Source organism: Frankia sp. Hr75.2 (genome assembly GCF_949319125.1).
In the GTDB taxonomy this organism is placed as follows: Bacteria; Actinomycetota; Actinomycetes; order Frankiales; family Frankiaceae; genus Parafrankia; species Parafrankia soli.
This window is the reverse complement of record NZ_CASGGV010000188.1, coordinates 13,599-32,185: the sequence shown is the minus strand read 5'-3', so window position 1 is coordinate 32,185 and position 18,587 is coordinate 13,599. Positions and strand designations below refer to the sequence as shown.

Below are 18,587 nucleotides of genomic sequence, written 5' to 3'. Positions count from 1 at the left end.
CGGCTCAGCCGGCCGAACGGGCGGCTGCCGCGCCCGGGGCGGGCGAGCCGACGAGGTGCTCGATCGCCAGTTGCTGGAGCCGCACGAAACCGAAGTCCCGCTCGGCCGCCTTGGCCGGGTCGAAGCCGTCGTCCGAGGCGAGGAGGTCGGCCGCGGTCTCGCCGGGGGCGAGGGTGGGCTCGGCCAGCTCGAACACCCCGGCGTAGGCCATCGCCTCCTGGACGACGGGGTCGGCGCGGAATGCCGCCGCCTTCTCGGCGAGCAGCAGGTAGGTCGACATGCACGCCCGCGCCGACTCCCAGACCCCGGCCATGCCCTCCGTCCGCGACGGCTTGTAGTCGAAGTGGCGGGGACCGGTGTACCGGGGGCCGTCCGGGTAGCCCGGGAAGCCGTTCTCGAGCAGGTCGACGGTGAAGAACGCCGAGACGAGATCGCCGTGCCCGAAGACCAGGTCCTGGTCGTACTTCAGGCCCCGCTGCCCGTTGAGGTCGATGTGGAAGAGCTTCCCGCTCCACAGCGCCTGGCCGAGCGCGTGGGTGTAGTTGAGGTTGGCCATCTGCTCGTGCCCGGTCTCCGGGTTGACCCCGACGAGGTCGCCGTGCTCCAGCTCGGCGATCAGCGCCAGCGCGTGCCCGACGGTGGGCAGGAAGATGTCGCCGCGTGGCTCGTTCGGCTTGGGTTCGAGCGCGATTCGCAGGTCGTAGCCCTGGCTTTTGATGTAGCCGGCGACGGTGTCCAGGCCCTCCCGGTAGCGCTCCAGCGCGGCGAAGACGTCCTTCGACCCGTCGTACTCGCTGCCCTCCCGGCCGCCCCACATGACGAACGTGGTCGCGCCGAGCTGGGCCGCGAGGTCGACCGCGCGCAGCACCTTGCGCAGGCCGAACCGGCGCACGCCGCGGTCGTTCGAGGTCAGGCCGCCGTCCTTGAAGACGGGATGGGTGAAGGTGTTCGTGGTCACCATCTCGATGACCAGGCCGGAGGCGTCCGTGGCCTCCTTCAGCCGGCGGGACGCCCGCGCGGCGGCGTCGTCGTCGGCGTCGAAGGGGAAGAGGTCGTTGTCGTGCAGGGTGATGCCCCAGGCACCGATCTCGGCCAGCCGGTCGGCGTACTCCCACGGGTCGAGGGCCGTCCGGGTCGGCAGGCCGAAGGGGTCGGTGCCAGTCCAGCCGACGGTCCACAGGCCGAAGGAGAACTTGTCCTCGGGGGTGGGCTGTCGTGGCATGACTGCTCCGATCCGTGCTGCTCCGAAACCGCATCTTTAGTATTTCGATAAAACATAATCCTGGGTAGCGGTAGCGTCAACGGGTGCCCCTGGAACTGTCCGGACCTCGACCGACAAACGGCGCCCGGCAGGCAACCCTGCGTGAGAGCAACCTCGCCCTGGTAGCCCGCACCGTCGCCGCCGCGGCGCCGGCGTACCTTTCGCGGGCGGACGTCGCCGGGGCGACCTCGATGACCCGGGCCACCGCGTCCCGCCTCGTCGACGAGCTCGTCGCCGGCGGTGTCGTGGACGAGCTGGGGGTGGACGAGCTGGACCGCCCCGCGCCCCGCCGCGGCCGGCCGGGGACGCCGCTGGCCCCGGGCTCGCGGGTCGCGGCGCTGGGGCTCCAGATCGACGCCGGCTTCCTGGCGGCCAGGGTGATCAACCTGCGCGGCCAGGTGCTCGCTGAGTGGGTCGAGAGCGGCGATCCCGCCGCGAGCCCGCCGGAGGTGGTGCTGCGCCGCCTCGACGCCGCGATCGACGGCCTCCTGGCCCGGCTGCCCGTCGGGTCCCGCCTCATCGGAGCCCGGCTCGCCCTGCCCGGCATCGTCGCCGTGGGGGAGGGGCGGCTGCTGCGGGCACCGACCCTCGGCTGGTCGGACCTGCGACCGGTCGACGTGCTGGGCGCCGGAACGCTCGCCGAGCTGCCGTTGACGATCGGAAACGAGGCCGACCTGGCCGCGCGGGCGGTCGCCGAGAGCGCGCCGGGCCGCGCGGGCCCACTGCCGGACTTCGTCTACCTCTCGGGCGGGATCGGCATCGGCGGCGCCGTGGTCCGGGACGGTGCGGTCATCACCGGCCGCCACGGCTGGGCGGGTGAGGTCGGGCATGTGTGCGTCGACCCCAACGGCCCGAGCTGCCCGTGCGGGTCGACCGGCTGCCTGGAGCGCTATGCCGGACGGCACACGCTGCTCGCCGCCGCCGGACTGGCCGACACCGTGTCGCCCGAGCTGCTGCGCGAGCGGGTGGCGGCCGGCGATCAGCAGGCGTGCCAGGCCGTGGCCGTGGCCGCGTGGGCCCTCGGGATCGCGCTGGCCAGCGTCATCAACATGTTCGACGTTCCCACCGTCGTTCTCGGGGGCTACCTCGGTCAGATCGCCGGCCTGCTGCGCGCGGACCTCGACCCGGCCATGCGGGCCCGCGTGCTGTCGGCCCGCTGGGCCGCGCCGGCGATCGTCGCGGCCGAGCCCGGCGCCGCCCCCGGTGCCACCGGCGCGGCCTTCGCCGAGCTGGCGGCGGTGATCGCCGACCCGGCGCGTTGGACCGTCCGGCCGGCGGCCCGGGACATGGAACTGCGTAGCGGCTGAGGAGCGGCGCGGGGACGGCCGTCCCCGCGGGTCCCGGTAGGGAGAGACCGGCCGGAGCCGACGGGCGATGAGATCAGCCGGCGCGCCCAGAAACCAGACAGATCCGTTCGGTTACTGGCGGGTGCCCGCGCCGCCGCGCGGACGACCGAGCAGACAACTGCCGGTAAGCAGCCGGACCGTTCACTCTGGTGATGGCCCTCGCCTGGGCGGACTGGAGGCCACCGGCCAGAGGCGTCCCTGCCGGCGGTTGACCGAAACCATACGGCATCGTAGCGTTCTGCCTCGTCGTCCCATGTCGGCGCGGTACCTTGGAGGCACTCTGATGGCGCACTTCACCAAGCCCGTCGAAGGCAGCTGGACAGAGCACTTCCCCGACCTCGGAACCGATTTCGTCTCGTTCGAGGACTCGATCTCACCGGAGCACTACGAGCTGGAACGCAGGGCGATCTTCGAGCGGAGCTGGCTCAGCGTCGGCCGCGTGGAGCAGGTCCCGAAGCGGGGGAGCTACTTCACCAGGGAGATCCACGCCGCCCGAGCCTCGATCATCGTCGTCCGCGACAACGAGGACCAGATCCGCGCCTTCCACAACGTCTGCCGTCACCGCGGCAACAAGCTGGTGTGGAACGACTTCCCGCACGAGGAGGTCGAGGGCACCGCGCGCCAGTTCCAGTGCAAGTACCACGCCTGGCGCTACGGGCTCGACGGCGCGTGCACCTTCGTCCAGCAGGAGACGGAGTTCTTCGACCTCGACAAGTCGAAGCTCGGTCTCGCGGCGGTGCGCTGCGAGGTCTGGGAGGGCTTCGTCTTCGTCAACCTCGACAACGAGGACACCACCCCGGTGCGCGAGTACCTCGGGCGGTTCGCGAAGGGCATGGAGGGTTACCCGTTCGACCAGATGACCGAGGTCTACCGGTACCGGGCGCACGTCAAGAGCAACTGGAAGCTCTACGTCGACGCGTTCGCGGAGTTCTACCACGCGCCCGTCCTGCACGCGAAGCAGTACGTCGGCGACGAGTCCCGCAAGCTCATCGGCTACGGCTACGAGGGGCTGCACTACGACCTCGACGGCCGGCACTCGATGCAGTCCGCGTGGGGCGGCATGTCACCGCCCAAGGACCTCTCCATGGTGAAGCCGATCGAACAGGTTCTGCGCAGCGGGAACTTCGGGCCGTGGGACCGTCCCGACATCACGGGGCTCGACCCGCTGCCCGAGGGCGTCAACCCGTCGGGCCACCGGGCGTGGGGCAACGACTCGTACGTGTTCTTCCCGAACTTCATGATCCTGATCTGGGCGCCGGGCTGGTATCTCACCTACCACTACTGGCCGACCGCGTACAACCAGCACATCTTCGAGGGAACGCTGTACTTCGTCCCGCCGAAGAACGCGGCGGAGCGCCTGCGGCACGAACTGGCCGCGGTCACCTTCAAGGAGTTCGCGCTGCAGGACTGCAACACCCTCGAGGCGACGCAGACCATGCTCGAGTCCCGCGCGGTCCGGAATTTCCCCCTTAACGACCAGGAGATTCTCATCCGTCATCTCCACAAGTCCGCGAACGACGTCGTCGCCGCCTACCAGGCCGCGGCGAAGTGACCCCGGGCCGGGTCAGCCGTTGGAGCCCTCGGCGCAGAGCTCTTCCTGGATGACGTCGAACGTGGTGCCCGAAGGGCCGACCTGGACGAAGGCATGGCAGGCGATCGGCTTGCCGGCGTTGTCGCGCAGGTCGACGGGTGCGACGAGGCCCCCGGCGTCGTAGTCGGGGACGGCGCGCAGCGCCTTGATGAACCCCGCACGGGTGGGGCAGGGGCCAGCCAGGTCGAGTCCGCGCAGGAACATGTCGGCCGAGATGTAGGTGAACATCGCGAACTGCTGTTCCGGGTTCACGGTCTCCGGCGCGTAGCGGGTCATCGCGGCGCGGTAGCGCTCGATCGCGGGCCCGCCGGCTTCGAAGGGGCGGAAGAACACCGGGAGCGAGACGCCGGCGAGGGCCGGGCCGGAGGCGGCCAGCAGGCTACGGTCGTAGCCGGAGAGCGCGACGCTGACAGCGAGGTGCAGGCCGTTCCTGCGCGTCGCCTGGACGACGTCGGCGAAGTCGTTCGCCGCGGTGATGCCGAGCAGGCTGTCGGCACCGGACTCGGCGATCTGGCGGGCTGTCCGGTCGGGGTTGTCGATGGTGGCGGAGTAGGGAAGCACCGCGACGACGGTGAGCCCCAGGGCCTGCAGGTGCTGTGAGTAGGTGGCCACGATGTCGGAGCTGAAGGCCGACTGCCCCGAGGTCACCAGGGCGACCTTCCTGCCGCCACCGGCCTGGATGTACCGGCCGATGATCTCGGGTGAGGCCGAGTACATGTAGGAGAACATGTTCGCGTGCCCGGCCCAGGCCGGTTCGGCGGCGAGCCCGGTGACCGGCACCCCCTGGCCTGTCAGGTAGTCCAGCGAGTCGCCGGTGACGGCGCTGCTCATCACCAGGCCGAAGACGGAGTCGGTGCGGATCAGGCCCTCGGTGACCTTCGCGTTGACCGGGCCCGAGCTCTCGTCGTCGCGCCACTGGTAGACGATCCGGCGGCCGTGAACGCCGCCCTCGGCGTTGGCCAGGCTGATTCTCGCGTCGAAACCGGCGCGGGCGGAGGAGAAGGCACTGCCGGCCCCTCCGGAGTCGGAGTACACGAACCCGAGCGTGATCCGGTCGGGTGTCACCCCGGGGGAGTCGCAGGCCGCGGCCGCGTCGGGCCGGGTTCCCGGCGCGGAACAGGCGGTGACGGCGAGGAGGATCGCGGCCGCCGCCGCTGCCACGGACGATCTGGCCAAGGTGCGTGAACGCATGCGGGTTTCCTTTAGCGGTACTTGGTGAGGACGACGGAGATCCCGGGTGGTCGCCAGGCCAGGGCGACGCCGGCCTTTCCTCCGCGGTCGGGATACGGGAAAGGGATCCGGCGTGCGCCGTCAGGCGCGGCGGGCGGACAGCGGTACGGTCCGCGAGCAGTGGATGTCGTCACTGCTGAGCGCGGCCAGCACGGTGACGTCGCCGGCCTCGAGGCCGCGGGTGCCGTCGGCCATCGTGTAGAACAGCCGCTCGACCGGGGCTTCGAGGAGAACGCGCCGCGTCTCTCCCGCGGCCAGGGCCAGGCGGGTGAAACCGAGGAGTTGGCGGACGGGGCGGACGACAGTCGCGGCCTCGTCCCGTGCGTAGAGCTGTACGACGGTCTCGCCGTCGGCGGCGCTGGTGTTCGACACGACGAGCCGCGCCCGCAGCAGTCCGTCGATCTCCTCGACCGCCGGTCCGGCTGACTCGTCGAGGGCGATGTCGAAGGAGCTGTAGGAAAGGCCGTGCCCGAAGGCGTAGAGCGGGGCGTCGTCGTCGAGCCGGTCCGGGGGCGCCGCGGCGGACGCGGCGCGTGGCGCCGCCATCCCCGGGATGAGTCCGACGCGGGCCTTGACGGTGAGGACCCGGGCGACCGCCGTGTCGAGGACGTGTTCGTCGAGACGGCCACTGGTGACCTCGTCGGCCAGGTGGGAGAAGTTCACGTCGCCGGGGAGCTCGACGTCCAGGCCGGCGCTGAGCGCCTGGACGGCGGCCTGCCCTTCCGAGGACGCGGTGTGGTAGATCGTCCGCAGCATGTCCACGGCGCTGTAGTCGCTGACCACGATGCCGTCGAAGCCGAGCTGGCCGCGGAGCAGGTCGGTGAGCAGCCAGCGGTCGGCGGCGCAGGGCACGCCGTCGAGCTCGTTGTAGGAGTTCATGACGGCGACCAGGTCGGCCTCGGTGATGGCGCGGCGGAACGGCTCGGCGTACTCGTCGATCAGGGCGCGGTGTCCCAGTTGGGTGACCGCCTGGTTGAGGCCGCCTTCGGAGGCGCCGTACCCGGCGAAGTGCTTTCCCGTCGTGAGCAGGCCGGAGTCGCCCTCGGGGCCCTGGACACCCCGGACGAAGGCGACCGAGAACTGGGCGGCGAGCTCGGGGTCCTCACCGTAGGTCTCGTGCACGCGGCCCCACCGCGGGTCCCGCGCGAGGTCCATGACCGGGGAGAAGGCGAGGTGGATGCCGGTCTCCCGCATGTGGGCGGCGCTCACGGCCGCCGCGCGGGTCACCAGCGCCGGGTCCCAGGTCGCCGCCTGCGCCCAGGCGGTCGGGAACTGCGAGCCCGAGACATGCAGGAAGCCGTTGACGGCCTCGTTGTGCGCGAGGGCCCCGATGCCGAAGGGGGCGACCGCACGCACCGCCGACTGGATCCGGTCGAGCGCGGACCGCAGGCTCGCCGCGTCGTGGCCGAGGAACCAGGACAGGGACAGGTGACTGGCCCCGTGCGGGCGCAGTGACGGCACCCGGCTGACGTCGATGTCCGGACCGGCCGGGCGCGGTCCCTCGCCGCGGACGATGAGATCGGTGACCGCGAACCCCGTCAGCTGGGCGATCTTCTGGTCCAGCGTCAGCCGGGACACCAGGTCCGGGACCTTGCCGGGGCTCAGGGTGCTGCGGGTCACCTCGGGGTTCCTTCTTCGCTGGTCGGGTAGCGCAGGCCGATCTGGGCCCGGGCGGCGTCGAGGGTGCGCATGACCGACACGGATTCCGCGAGCGGCATGACGTCGCTTTCCAGCTGCCCGGCGCGCAGCCGGTCGTGGATGTGACGGGCCTGGTGGTGCAGGCCGCCTCCGGCCCTGTCGCCGGGGCCCGGGCCGCCGGGGCCGGTTCCGGTAAGGGCGGCGGGGTCGAGGGCGGCGGGCAGGCTCAGGTGCTCGGTGCCGAACGGGCCGCGCAGGACCAGTTCGTCCGGGCAGTGCATCATCGCGGGAAGCTCGATGCTGCCGGCGGTGCCGGTGATACGGCCGGTGCAGGCGAGACCTGTTCGCAGGGAGGCCTTGGCGAGCGCCACCGCCCCCGTGTCGTAGCCGGTCATGACGGCGGTGTGCTCGTCGACGCCGGTCTCGCCGAGCTGGGCGAACGCGGCGACCCGGTCCGGTTCGCCGAGCAGCATGCTGGCCAGCGACAGGGGGTAGACGCCCAGGTCGAGCAGGGCGCCGCCGCCCTGGGCCGGATCGAACAGCCGGTGCGACGGGTCCATCGGGAGCCGGAAGCCGAAGTCACCGTCGACGGCGAGGACGGTGCCGATCGCGCCGTCGGCGACCAGCTCCCGGATCCGGACGTAGGCGGGCAGGAAACGGCTCCACATCGCCTCCATCAGGAACTGCCCGCGCGCGCGGGCAGTGGCCACCATGTCGGCGGCCTGGTCCGCGTCGAGGGCGAACGGCTTCTCGCACAGCACACCCCGCCCGGCATTCAGGAACAGCAGCGTGTGGCGGTGGTGGTGGGAGTGCGGGGAGGCCACGTAGACGACGTCGACGCCGTCGTCGTCGGCAAGCTCCTCGTACGACCCGTACCTGCGCCGGCGTGGCACGCCGAACTTCTCGCCGAACTCGTCGGCCGTCCGCTGGTGCCGCGAGCCGACGGCCACCAGCTCGGCGTCGGGCAGCCGGCCGAGCGCCTGCGCGAAACCGTTCGCGATGGAGCCGGTGCCCGCGATCGCCCAGCGCAACGACATGAGACGTCCTCGATTCAGATGAGTCCGCCGGCGCGGGCGACCTTGCCGAGCCAGCGGGCGGAGGGTTTGACGGTGCGGGTGAAGGTGGTGCGGTCGACGGCAATGAGCCCGAAGGTCATCTCGTAACCGGAGGTCCACTCGAAGTTGTCGAGCAGCGTCCAGTGCAGGTACCCGCGGACGTCGACGCCGTCGGCGATGGCGCCCGCGAGTCCCTCGAGTGCGGCGGTGGTGTAGGCGATCCGGGCGTCGTCGTCGTCGGTGGCCATGCCGTTCTCGGTGACCAGAACCGGCACGCCGGCCTGTTCGGCGGCGAGACGGACGGTGTGGCCCAGCGCCTGCGGGTAGATCTCCCAGCCGGTCTGCGTGGCGGGGGTGTCGGCGGGGACGGGCAGGACGCCGGTGGGGCCGATGCGCTCCCGGGTGTAGGTCTGGACGCCGACGAAGTCGTCGTCGCGGGAGACGTCGAGCCAGTCGAGGAGGGCCGCCTGGCGTACGGCCTGCCAGCGTTGTTCGCCGCCGTCGGCGGGCTGGAGGTCGATGAGGGCCAGCGTCCAGCCGACAGCCGGGTTCCCTGGACCGGATTTGATGGCCTCCACGGCCTTGCGGTGCGCGTTCGCCATCACCTCGACGCTGGGGGCGGCCCACGCCGCGCCCGACAGTGCCTCGCCTGACCGCGCCTCGCCGGGATCCTGGCCCTCGTTGCCGGTCGACAGGCCGAGGGTCTCGTCGCGGGACGCGGCCGGGATGACACCGAGATGCACCATCAGGGAGATGACGTTCGGCTCGTTGAACGTGCACACCCAGGGCACCAGGTCACCAATGTGCTCGGTCACCCGGCCCGCGTACCGGGCGAACCGGTCCGCCGCCGCCGGGTTGCTCCACCCTCCCGCGTCGGCGAACCACCGCGGTGTCGAGAAGTGGCTGTAGGTCACGACCGGGGTGACTCCGTGCTCGAGGCACGTGCCGACCATCCGGCGGTAGTGGTCGAGAGCGGCCCGGGAGAAATAGCCCTCCTCCGGCTCGATTCTCGCCCACTCGACCCCGAACCGGTAGGCGTTCAGGCCGAGACCGGCCAGGGTCGCGATGTCCTCCGGGTACCGGTGGTAGTGATCGCAGGCGTCTCCCGACGGCTCGGTGAACGTCGAGTTCTTCGCCCATTCGCTGCGCCACATGTCGGAGTTGACGTTGCCGCCCTCCACCTGGTGCGCCGCGGTCGACGCACCCCAGAGGAAGCCCTCGGGGAATGTGCTCATGGTCGTTGGATCTCCTGAGCCAGATGCTGTCGTGGGACGAGGACGGCTGTCAGCCGGCGGCGGGGAAGAAGTTCTTCCGCGCGGGATCGAACGTGTAGAGGCGGGGCGGGATCGCGCCATGCGGGGTCTCGCGGCCGTAGGTGGCCTTGTCCCGGTAGCTGGGGATCTGGAAGGAACCGAGGGAGAAGGCGGCCTGCTGGAACGACTGGTAGGTGAGGTCCTCGCCGGCCTTCTCGGCGATCGCCTGGAACAGGGTCAGGTAACGGCAGGCGACACCCTCGGACGTTCCAGGTCCGGGCTGACCTGAGGGCACGGTCGCAGGGTCGACCAGCTTGCCGGTGAGCGCCGGCAGCGCGGCCTCGATGGTGGCGATGCACGCGGCGTTGGCCGGCTCGGAGTAGTCGTTGACCAGCCCGAGGGCCGCGGCACCGGTCACGACGGCCGGGTCATGGTCACCCGGACTCAACAGGTAGGCCTGGGCCTGACTGGTGCTGGCGAACAGCAGCCTGGGGCGGTAGTCGGTCTTCTCGAGTTCGGCGGGGAACTGGGTCTGCGAGCCGCCGACCAGCAGCACGGTGTCGACGCCCGCGGCCCGGAACTTCTGGATGAACACGTTGAACTGCTGGGAGACCGCGGCCGCGTCACTGATGTCGGCGTCGAGGATGCCCGTCTCGGTCACCGGGATCTGGAGACGCTTCAGGGCCGGCAGGACGACCTTGTCCACGGAGGCCTGGTCGTCCCGGTAGGCGACGACCGCGAGCTTCTTGCCGGCCAGGGCGTTGTCGGCGGTGAACAGCTCGATGCCGTCGGCCAGCTCGTCGCCGCCGCGCAGGTCGGAGACCCACGGCGCCTGCGCCTTGGCGTAGCGCTCCGCGGTGAGATCACCACCCACGAGCGCCGTTTTGTGGGTCTGGACGTAGCACATCGAGTCCTCGGCGTTGAGGCTGCCGAGCACCGCGAAGACCTTCTCGTCCTGGGTCAGCTTGACGCAGGTCTCCTGGGCGCCGGCGGGGGAGATGACGTCGACCGCGCCGTACACCGGGATGATCTTGCGGCCGTTGATGCCGCCCGCGGCGTTGACCTTGTCGACCAGGGCCTTGAAGGTGGCCTGGTAGTCGCCGTGGTCGATGTTGACGTACTGCTTGACGACCTCGAGGTCGGGGTAGACGAAGCCGATCTTGATGCTGTCGGCCGTGACACCCGGCGAGATCGCCGGCGCCGGCGGGGCCGGGAACGCGTTCGAGGTGGGGCTGCTGGCCGGCGGGTCGTCCGACTCGACACTGCAACCGGCTAAGACGAGTGCGGCTCCCGCGGCGATCAGCATGAGCGGACGGCGCCAGCGGTGGTGCGAGGTCATGTCAGAGGTGCTCCGTATTTCTGGAGGTATGGGTACGGGAGATGCCGCCGGTGGATCGGCGGAGTTACGAGGGCACGACCGCGTCGGTCGGCGTGTGGTGGTCCTCGGGGTCCGGTGCCGCCGGGGCTTTTCCACTGCGTTCGATGGCGCGTTCGTCGGTGCCGAGATAGCTGGCGATGACCCTGGGGTCGTTGCGGACGGCGTCCGGTGCTCCGCTGGCGATGATCTGGCCGGTTTCGAGGCAGTAGACGCGGTTGCTGATGCTCATGATCAGTGGCATGTCGTGTTCGATGACGAGCATGGCGGCGCCGAGCTCGCGGCGGATCTCCTGGATGAGCGGGCCGAACGCCTCGGTTTCGCGTTGGGCGACGCCGGCGGTGGGTTCGTCGAGGCACAGGACCTGGGCGTCGAGGGCCAGCAGGCCGGCGAGCTCGACGATGCGGCGCGTGCCGGTGGACAGGTCGGCGATGAAGGCGTCGGCGTAGCGGCCGAGGCCGAGGAAGCCGATGAGGTCGTCGGCGGCAGAGCGTTTCGCGCGTTCGGCGCGGAAGGTGTGCGGGAGGTGCAGGGCGGTGGAGGGCAGCCCGGTGCGGCCGCGGGCCTCCAGCGCGATCTGGACCGTCTCGCGGACGGTGAGCTCGGGGAACAGCGCGGCGGCCTGGAAGGTGCGGCCGACACCGCCGCGGGCCCGGGCCGCCGGGCTGGCGGTGGAGACGTCCTGGCCGAGCAGGGTGACGGTGCCGGTGGCGGGGACGAAGCCGCCGATGGCGTTCATGAGGGTCGACTTGCCGGCGCCGTTGGTGCCGATGAGCCCGACGATCTCGCCGGGCAGGACGGTGAGGGAGACGCCGTCGACGGCGGCCCGGCCCCCGAAGCGCACCCGGATGTCGCTGGTCTCGAGGACGGGGGTGTTCTCCGGGAGTGGCTGGCGGGTGGTGCGGGTGAGAGCCGGGGGCACGGTCGAGACGCTCTTCACCGGTGGGGTGGTGCCGAGCCTGCCGTCCGCCCAGGCGAGGAGGGCGTCGCGGGCGCTGTACCCGATCTGGACCAGGCCGCCGGGGAAGTAGAGCAGCAGGATGAGCAGGCCGAGGCTCGAGGTCAGCAGCGGGACGATGTCGTTGTCGGGGAAGAAGGACGGCAGGCCGATGACCCACAGCGAGCCGAGCAGGGGGCCGGTGACCGAGCCGAGGCCGCCGATCACCACGATGGAGACCAGGATCAGCGAGTCGGGGCTGAGGAAGTACCTGTCGGCGTAGGGGACGTTCTGGACGGCGCCGGCGAGCAGGCTGCCGCCGAGCCCGGCGATCCCGCCGGCGAGCGCGAACGCGCGCAGTTTCACCCGGGTGGGGGCGACGGTGTACGCGGCCGCGGTGGCGGGGTTGTCGCGGACGCCGATGGTGGTCCGCCCGATCCCGGACCTGCGCAGCCGGGCCACCACGAGCAGGACCAGGACCAGGACGATCAGGACCAGGTAGTAGTAGGCCCGTTGGGTGGTGACGTCGATCCCGAAGACGGTGCTTCGCGGGAACGAGGCGGTGTTGCCGCCCTCGTCGTGGAACACGTCGCGGCGGTAGAGGTACTGCTCGGCCGCGATCCCGAACGCGAAGGTGCTGACGGCCAGGAGCAGTCCGCGCACCCGCAGCGCGCCCGCTCCGACCACGGCGGCCAGAGCCGCGGTGAACACCGTGGCGATGGCGACGGCCGCCGGGAAGGGCAGGGCGTTCAGCTCCACGACGGAGCCGCCGACCTGCAGGCGCAGACCGCGGTTGAGCGCGGCGGCGAGCAGCGCGCCCAGCCCCGCGAAGGCCATCTGGCCGAGGGAGAGCTGCCCCGCCCAGCCGGTCAGGATCGTGATCGAGGCGGCGCAGATCGCGTAGCCGAGGATCACCGTGTAGAGCAGGTGCCGCGACGGCTGGGCGACGATCAGGGGCAGGAGGACGGCGAGCAGGCCGAGCAGGACCAGCGGGGCGCGTTCGAGATGGCGGACCCACCACAGCCCGCGTAGCCGGTCGGGCACGGGCTTGATCTTCGGGGCGAAGGAGAACGACGACGACTCGGTGTCACGGCCGCGGCTGACGAAGAACACCGCGGCCAGCACCACGACGAAGATCGTCAGATCGGTGAGGCCGGGCTGGTCGAGCCAGTTGAACTGGATGAACGACTGGGCCAGGCCCAGGACGATCCCGGCGAGCAGGGCGACGCGGAACGACGTCATCCGGGCGATCACTGCGGCGGCCAGGGCCCGCAGCAGGGTGGTGGGGCCGAGGGTGGTGATCTGGGTCAGGGACTGGTTCTGCGCGGAGACCAGGATCAGGCACAGCGTTCCGATCAGCCCCGCCACCGCCCAGACCGCGGTCGACACGGTCTTGGGGCTGATGCCCTGCAGGCGGGCGAGCTCGGGGTTGTCCGCGGCGGCCTTGACCGTCCGCCCGAGCACGGTGCGGCCGAGGAACAGGCTGAGCCCGAGCGCGACGAGGGGCACCGTGACCAGGACGCTGAGCTGTGCCCCGCTGATCGTGAGGTCACCGACCGGCGACCAGCTCCCCGACCAGGGCACCGGGTAGGACTCGCGCGGGTAGTCGTCGAGGTCGGGCAGCGAGGTGACGACGGTCAGCGCGAGCTGGGCGACGCCGATGGTCGCGACCAGCAGGATCACCCGTGGCGCGGCGAACAGCCGGCGGATCACCGTGAGGTCGACCAGGGCGCCGAACAGCACACCTACGAGCAGCGCGATGGCCAGCGAGATCCAGTACGGCACGTTGTAACGCACCGTGAGCAGCGCGAAGAGGGCCGAGCCGACCAGGCCCATGTTCGCCACCGCGAAGTTGATGACGCGGGTGGAGCGGTGGACCAGGACGATGCCGACCGCGAGCAGGCCGATGACCAGCCCGGTGACCGCGCCGTCGAAGAGCAGTTGGGTGGTGGGCAGTTCCATGACGGGTCAGCCGCCTTCCCGGCCGAGGAACACCGCGCGGGCGAGATCGTCGCGTTCGGCGAGTTCGCGGGCCGGGCCGGTGAAACGGACCTGGCCCTTCTCCAGGAACACGGCCCGGTCGGCGATGGCGAGGGCGATGTTCAGGGACTGTTCGACGACGATGATCGTCAGGCCGTCCTGTTTGAGGCGTTCGAGGATCGCCAGCAGGTCCTGCACCACCACCGGGGCCAGCCCGAGGGAGAGCTCGTCGATCAGCAGGACCTCGGGGTCGTGCAGCAGCACCATCGCGAGCGCCAGCATCTGCTGCTGCCCACCCGACAGCGACCCCGCCCGCTGGCCCTGCCGGCTCTCGAGGTCGGGGAACAGGCCGAGCACGTAGGCGAAACGCCGCTCCCGGCCGGCGGCGTCGCGGCGCATCCGGAACGCGGCCATCTCCAGGTTCTCGCGCACCGTCATCCCGGGGAAGACGCCCTTGCCGCCGGGCAGCAGGTGCACCCCGTACTTCCCGCGCTGTTCCGGCGAGACGTAGGTGATGGTCCGCCCGCCGAGGCGGACCACCCCGCGCGACGGGGTTCCCAGGCCGCAGATGACTTTCAGAATGGTGGACTTGCCCGCGCCGTTGGTGCCCAGCAGCGCCAGGGTCTCGCCCTTCTTCACGTCGAAGGCGACGTCGAACAGGACCTGCACCGGCCCGTAGGAGAAGTCGATGTTGTTGACCTGCAGCGCCGGGACGTTGTCCGGGTTCTCGCGCTGCCGGTCGCGTTCGGCGAGCTCCTCGCGCAGGTCCGCCACCACCAGCGAAAGGTCGTTCTTCACGAACGACGCGCTGCGGATCATCATGAGGCCGCCGACCGCGGTGGCGGGGATGCCGATCACCAGCACGGCGACCCGTGGGTCGTAGGCGTTGCTGATCAGCCCGGAGAGGATGGCGCCTCCGGTCGCGCCGATGAAGAACATGTAGACCGCCGCCAGCGCCAGGCCCAGCCCGCGCAGCCGGTACGGCGTGACCGACTGCATCACCGGGCCCACCATCGAGAACGCGACCGAGGAGAACACCGCGCCCGGGATGCTGGCCAGCATGAAACCGACCCAGTTCGGCATGAACCACTGGACCGGCAGCAGCACCGCACCCGGCAGAATGCACAGCCCCAGCAGAGCCACGGCCCGGGCCGGATCCCGGTGGTAGAGCCGGTCATACCGCGGCCCGACGATCGGCAGGGCCACGAGCAGAGCGGCGCCGCCGAGTGAACCCATCAGGCCCCGCTGGAACGTCGACATCCCGTAGTGGTCCTCAGCCCACAGGTTCGCCAGCACGCTCGTGGTGAACAGGCTGAAACCCAGCGCGGAGAACGCGACGATCGCGGTCTTGACGGTCCGGATGCGCAGCAGCCGGGCGAACGCCGCCTCCACCGAGATCGGCATCGGCTCGGCGTCCTCGACCACCTCGCCCAGCACCGATTTCATCTCGTGCTGGCCGCGCGGCGGCTCCGGCAGGCGGAAGGCGAAAACCGCCACCGCCAGGGCCGGCAGGCCGAGGATCAGGAACGGCCAACGCCAGCCGTCAGCCCCGCCCGCCAGCGTGGCGATGCCCGCGACCACCAGGGGACTGAGCGCGCCCGCGGTACGCGCCGCACCGAAGTTCGCCGCGGAGATCCGTCCCCGGACCCCGATCGGATAGGTGTCGGCGAGCAACGATCCGTGTACCGAGTTGTTGCTCGACTTCGCCACCCCGACACCGAAGCGGGCCAGGAAGAACAGGAACGCGTTCGCCGCCAGTCCGCTCGCCAGCACCATCACCGAGAAGACGACGCCCGCCCAGCCGATGACCCGGGAACGCCGGCATTTGTCCGCCAGCCAGCCCATCGGCAGCGCACCGAGCACGAGGAACGCCCCGGCGGCCGCGGAGATGAACACGATCGCGCCGTCGCTCAACCCGAACGCGTCCCGGATGTCCGGCGCCAGCGTCGTCAGCGCCGCCGACTCCAGCTCGTCCAGCGCCGACAGCGTCATCAACGTCAGGAACGTCACCGAACCACCGGCGGTCAGCCCCTGCCGCAATGACAGCCGCTCACCGCCCACACCCGGCAGCAGCTCGTCCGCGAACAACACCTCACGCCGCGAGTCCGCCTGCTGCGCCCGCCGTTGCGCCTCCGCCTCGATCAGCCCAGCTGCCAGCCCTGCCGCGACCCCCGCCAGCGCCGCTTCCGGTGCCGCCGTCACCGGCGCTGCCGCAGACGCCGCCGCAGGCAGCGGCGGCACAGCACCGGCCTCGGCGGCACCGTCAGCCGTCATCGGATCGGTGGGCGTGCTCACGACAAACACCGGTCAGTTAACTGTGCACAGGTAATGCAGGTGAGCATGGAGATCTCCGTAAGAATCCGCTGACCTCGGTCAGCGACTGGCACCCGGCGAGAACCCGGCCCGGAAAGGCGGCGGTCGGGTTTCCTGATAGGTGCGGCCGGTGGTTCAAGGGCGTGTGTCGCTGACGGTGACGTCCGAGAGGAAGGAACGGCGGCCGTCCAGCTCGGCGACTTTTCCGACGACGTCGAAGCTGCCGCGCAGGCGGATGTCGTCGGAGGAGCTGCCCGCGAGAACCTGGACGGGGCCGGGCTCGAGTAGGAATCCGCCGTCGAGGGCGACGTAGCCGAGCTGGCTCATGGGCACGGTGAACGCCACGGTCGCCGCCGCGCCGGCGTCCAGGCTGATCCGGGTGAAGCCGACGAGCTCCCGGGCCGGTCGGGTGACCCCGGTGGCCTGGTCGGAGAAGTAGAGCTGCACGACCTCGTCGCCGGCGCGCGCGCCGGTGTTGCGGACGGTCAGCCCGACGGTGACCGTGCCCTCGCTGTCGACCTCGGGCGAACTGACCGTGAGGTCGGTGTAGTCGAAGGTCGTGTAGCTCAGCCCGTGGCCGAACGGGAACAGCGGGCCGGACGGCAGGTCGAGATAGCCCTGGTGCATGTCCTGGTCGGTGCGCCGGTAGCCGGTGCCGGTGGGCTGGCCGGAGTAGACGGGCACCTGCCCGGAGTGCCGCGGGATGGAGATCGGGAGCCTGCCGGCCGGGTTGACGTCGCCGAACAGCACGTCGGCCATGGCGGTGGCGGCGTGCTGGCCGCCGTAGTAGCCGTAGAGCAGCGCCGGGAGCAGCCCGACGATCGGGGTCAGGGCCATCGGCCGGCCGGTGTACACGATCCCCACGCACGGCGTTCCGGTGCCGGCGACGGCCTCGACGAGCGCGACCTGGTTCGCCGGTAGGTCGATGTTGGCGGTGTCGCAGCCCTCGCCCTCGGTGATCCGGGGGGTGAACCAGCCGGCCCGCCCGCCGAGGGCGAGGATCACCACGTCGGCGTCCGCGGCAGCGGCGACCGCGGCGGGGATGTCGGTCGGCTCCTCGTCGAGGACCCCGCAGCCGGCGGCCACGGTCACCCGCGCGCCGGGGGCGGCTTGCCGGACGGCGTCGGCGAGGGACAGCGCGCCGTAGGCGTCGCGGATGTAGTCGTCGATCGGTGTCCCGATGGGGCCGGCGAGTTCCTGGCGCATCAGCGCGGCCGCCTCGGGGGTGATGTCACCGGCCATGTTCTCGGTGCCGGGTATGTGGGCCCGCTCGCCGGTGAACCGGGCCCGGAGCATCTCCAGCGCGGCGGGGTAGGTGTAGGGCGGGAACGCGAAGGAGATCCCGTCGGCGTGCGGGCCGACGACCGCGATCCGGCGCAGGTCCCGGGACAGCGGCAGGGTGCCGTCGTTCGCCAGCAGGGTCACCGACTGCTGGGCGAGCCGGTAGGAGAGGTCGACACCCTGGCGGGCGACCTCGTTGACGACGACGGGGTCCTCGTCGGCGTAGGGCCGGTCGAACAGGCCCAGCGCGAACTTGTCCCGCAGGACCCGCCACACGGCCTGGTCCAGCTGATCGACGGGAACCGTGCCGGCGTGGACCGCCCGCGCGAGCGTGGGGCCGTAGCCGTCGGCGACAGGAAGCTCGACGTCGAGACCCGCGGCGAGGGCGAGCCGGCCGGCCTCCTCGGCATCACGCGCGACACCGAGCCGCTTGTACAGGTGACGGATGGTCTCGTAGTCGGAGACGACGGTGCCGGCGAAGCCGAGGCGGTCCCGCAGCAGGCCGGTGAGGATCTCGCGGTTGGCACCGACGGGGACGCCGTCGACGGTGCTGTAGGAGTTCATGACCGCCGCGAGACCGGCCAGTTTGATGGCGGCCTCGAACGGGCGGGCGTACACCTCGTACAGCTCCCGGGCCCCGATGGCTGTGCGGGCCATGTTCTGCCCGGCCTCGGTGAGGGCGTAGCCGAGGAAGTGCTTCCCGGTCGCGATCACACCCTCGCGCGGGTCGCCGCCCTGGATGCCGCGGACGAACGCGACGCTCATCGCGGACACCAGGTACGGGTCCTCGCCGTAGGTCTCGTGCACCCGGCCCCAGCGGGCGTCGCGGGCCACGTCCATCACCGGGGACAGGACGAACGGGTGACCGATGGCCCGGGCCTGCCGGCGCAGGACGTCCGCCATCTCCGCCACCCCGGCGGGGTTCCACGTGGCGGCGAGCCCGATCGCGGTCGGGAACGTGGTCAGACCAGGGGACACCACACCGTTGAGCGCCTCCACGTGGAAGAGCGCGGGAATGCCGAGGCGGGTCTGGGTGACGAGGAATCGCTGGATCTCGTTGACACCCTTGGCCAGGTTCGCGGGCGTGCGGTGGCTGAGCATCCCGAGCGGCGCGATGTGGCCGATCCCGGTGCCCAGAAGACGCTCGGCCTGCGCCTGGACCAGGCCGTCCACGCCGAGAAGCCCGATCGGCATCAGCCCGGTGACCTGCTGCGCCTTCTCCTCCACCGTCATGGTCCGCAGAAGCGCGTCCGCCCGGGCCTCAGGCGTCAATGGGGCGTCGTACGTCATCGTCGATTCCTTACTGATGTGATCAGCACTGATGCGT

General features: G+C 71.1%; 11 protein-coding genes. 2 read left to right on the top strand and 9 right to left on the bottom strand.

All coding sequences use genetic code 11. The features are described from left to right. Positions 1 to 4 precede the first annotated feature (4 nt). Positions 5 to 1,222 carry a xylose isomerase gene (xylA, locus tag AC559T_RS14280; protein ID WP_498869012.1) on the bottom strand — a complete coding sequence of 406 codons (1,218 nt, stop codon included), beginning with the start codon at positions 1,220 to 1,222 and terminating at the stop codon, positions 5 to 7. An 83-nt stretch (positions 1,223 to 1,305) separates the two neighbouring features. On the opposite strand from xylA, the gene AC559T_RS14275 reads away from it, so the two are divergent. Together AC559T_RS14275 and AC559T_RS14270 are read left to right on the top strand one after the other, a co-directional pair. Further along, on the top strand, positions 1,306 to 2,568 hold the full coding sequence (locus AC559T_RS14275; RefSeq protein ID WP_498869011.1) for an ROK family protein: 1,263 nt from the start codon (positions 1,306 to 1,308) through the stop codon (positions 2,566 to 2,568). A 322-nt stretch (positions 2,569 to 2,890) separates the two neighbouring features. Beyond that, the gene (locus AC559T_RS14270) at positions 2,891 to 4,159 is read left to right on the top strand and encodes an aromatic ring-hydroxylating oxygenase subunit alpha (protein WP_498869010.1); all 1,269 of its coding nucleotides are present in this window, start codon (positions 2,891 to 2,893) and stop codon (positions 4,157 to 4,159) included. Positions 4,160 to 4,171: 12 nt separating this feature from the next. Here the strand turns inward: AC559T_RS14270 and AC559T_RS14265 are convergent, their stop codons facing one another. The 8 genes from AC559T_RS14265 to AC559T_RS14230 form a co-directional block, all read right to left on the bottom strand. Continuing rightward, positions 4,172 to 5,389: an ABC transporter substrate-binding protein gene (locus AC559T_RS14265; protein ID WP_498869009.1), complete on the bottom strand. Its 1,218-nt coding sequence runs from the start codon at positions 5,387 to 5,389 to the stop codon at positions 4,172 to 4,174. Between the two features lie 120 nt (positions 5,390 to 5,509). Beyond that, positions 5,510 to 7,048, bottom strand: a complete 1,539-nt coding sequence (locus tag AC559T_RS14260; RefSeq protein WP_498869008.1) for a glycoside hydrolase family 3 protein — start codon at positions 7,046 to 7,048, stop codon at positions 5,510 to 5,512. Continuing rightward, entirely contained in the window at positions 7,045 to 8,103 is a 1,059-nt protein-coding gene (locus AC559T_RS14255; protein WP_498869007.1) for a Gfo/Idh/MocA family protein, read from the bottom strand. Before AC559T_RS14255 ends, AC559T_RS14260 begins: the two co-directional genes overlap by 4 nt. A gap of 14 nt (positions 8,104 to 8,117) precedes the next feature. Then, entirely contained in the window at positions 8,118 to 9,356 is a 1,239-nt protein-coding gene (locus tag AC559T_RS14250; protein ID WP_498869006.1) for a glycoside hydrolase family 1 protein, read from the bottom strand. 49 nt (positions 9,357 to 9,405) lie between these two features. After that, positions 9,406 to 10,713, bottom strand: coding sequence for an ABC transporter substrate-binding protein (locus AC559T_RS14245; protein WP_498869005.1), 1,308 nt, complete (start codon positions 10,711 to 10,713; stop codon positions 9,406 to 9,408). Positions 10,714 to 10,777: 64 nt separating this feature from the next. Continuing rightward, a complete protein-coding gene (locus AC559T_RS14240; protein ID WP_498869004.1) occupies positions 10,778 to 13,648 on the bottom strand; it encodes an ABC transporter permease subunit in 2,871 nt (956 codons plus the stop codon). A gap of 6 nt (positions 13,649 to 13,654) precedes the next feature. Beyond that, the gene (locus AC559T_RS14235; RefSeq protein ID WP_498869052.1) at positions 13,655 to 15,940 is read right to left on the bottom strand and encodes an MFS transporter; all 2,286 of its coding nucleotides are present in this window, start codon (positions 15,938 to 15,940) and stop codon (positions 13,655 to 13,657) included. Positions 15,941 to 16,114: 174 nt separating this feature from the next. Further along, on the bottom strand, positions 16,115 to 18,550 hold the full coding sequence (locus tag AC559T_RS14230) for a glycoside hydrolase family 3 N-terminal domain-containing protein (RefSeq protein ID WP_498869003.1): 2,436 nt from the start codon (positions 18,548 to 18,550) through the stop codon (positions 16,115 to 16,117). Positions 18,551 to 18,587: the final 37 nt, after the last annotated feature.

Excerpts from the sequence above, each read along its gene's own strand:
- xylA (WP_498869012.1), bottom strand. The coding sequence starts at position 1,222 with ATGCCACGACAGCCCACCCCCGAGGACAAGTTCTCCTTCGGCCTGTGG.
- AC559T_RS14270 (WP_498869010.1), top strand. The coding sequence starts at position 2,891 with ATGGCGCACTTCACCAAGCCCGTCGAAGGCAGCTGGACAGAGCACTTC.
- AC559T_RS14265 (WP_498869009.1), bottom strand. The coding sequence starts at position 5,389 with ATGCGTTCACGCACCTTGGCCAGATCGTCCGTGGCAGCGGCGGCGGCC.
- AC559T_RS14255 (WP_498869007.1), bottom strand. The coding sequence starts at position 8,103 with ATGTCGTTGCGCTGGGCGATCGCGGGCACCGGCTCCATCGCGAACGGT.
- AC559T_RS14250 (WP_498869006.1), bottom strand. The coding sequence starts at position 9,356 with ATGAGCACATTCCCCGAGGGCTTCCTCTGGGGTGCGTCGACCGCGGCG.
- AC559T_RS14245 (WP_498869005.1), bottom strand. The coding sequence starts at position 10,713 with ATGACCTCGCACCACCGCTGGCGCCGTCCGCTCATGCTGATCGCCGCG.
- AC559T_RS14240 (WP_498869004.1), bottom strand. The coding sequence starts at position 13,648 with ATGGAACTGCCCACCACCCAACTGCTCTTCGACGGCGCGGTCACCGGG.
- AC559T_RS14235 (WP_498869052.1), bottom strand. The coding sequence starts at position 15,940 with ATGACGGCTGACGGTGCCGCCGAGGCCGGTGCTGTGCCGCCGCTGCCT.
- AC559T_RS14230 (WP_498869003.1), bottom strand. The coding sequence starts at position 18,550 with ATGACGTACGACGCCCCATTGACGCCTGAGGCCCGGGCGGACGCGCTT.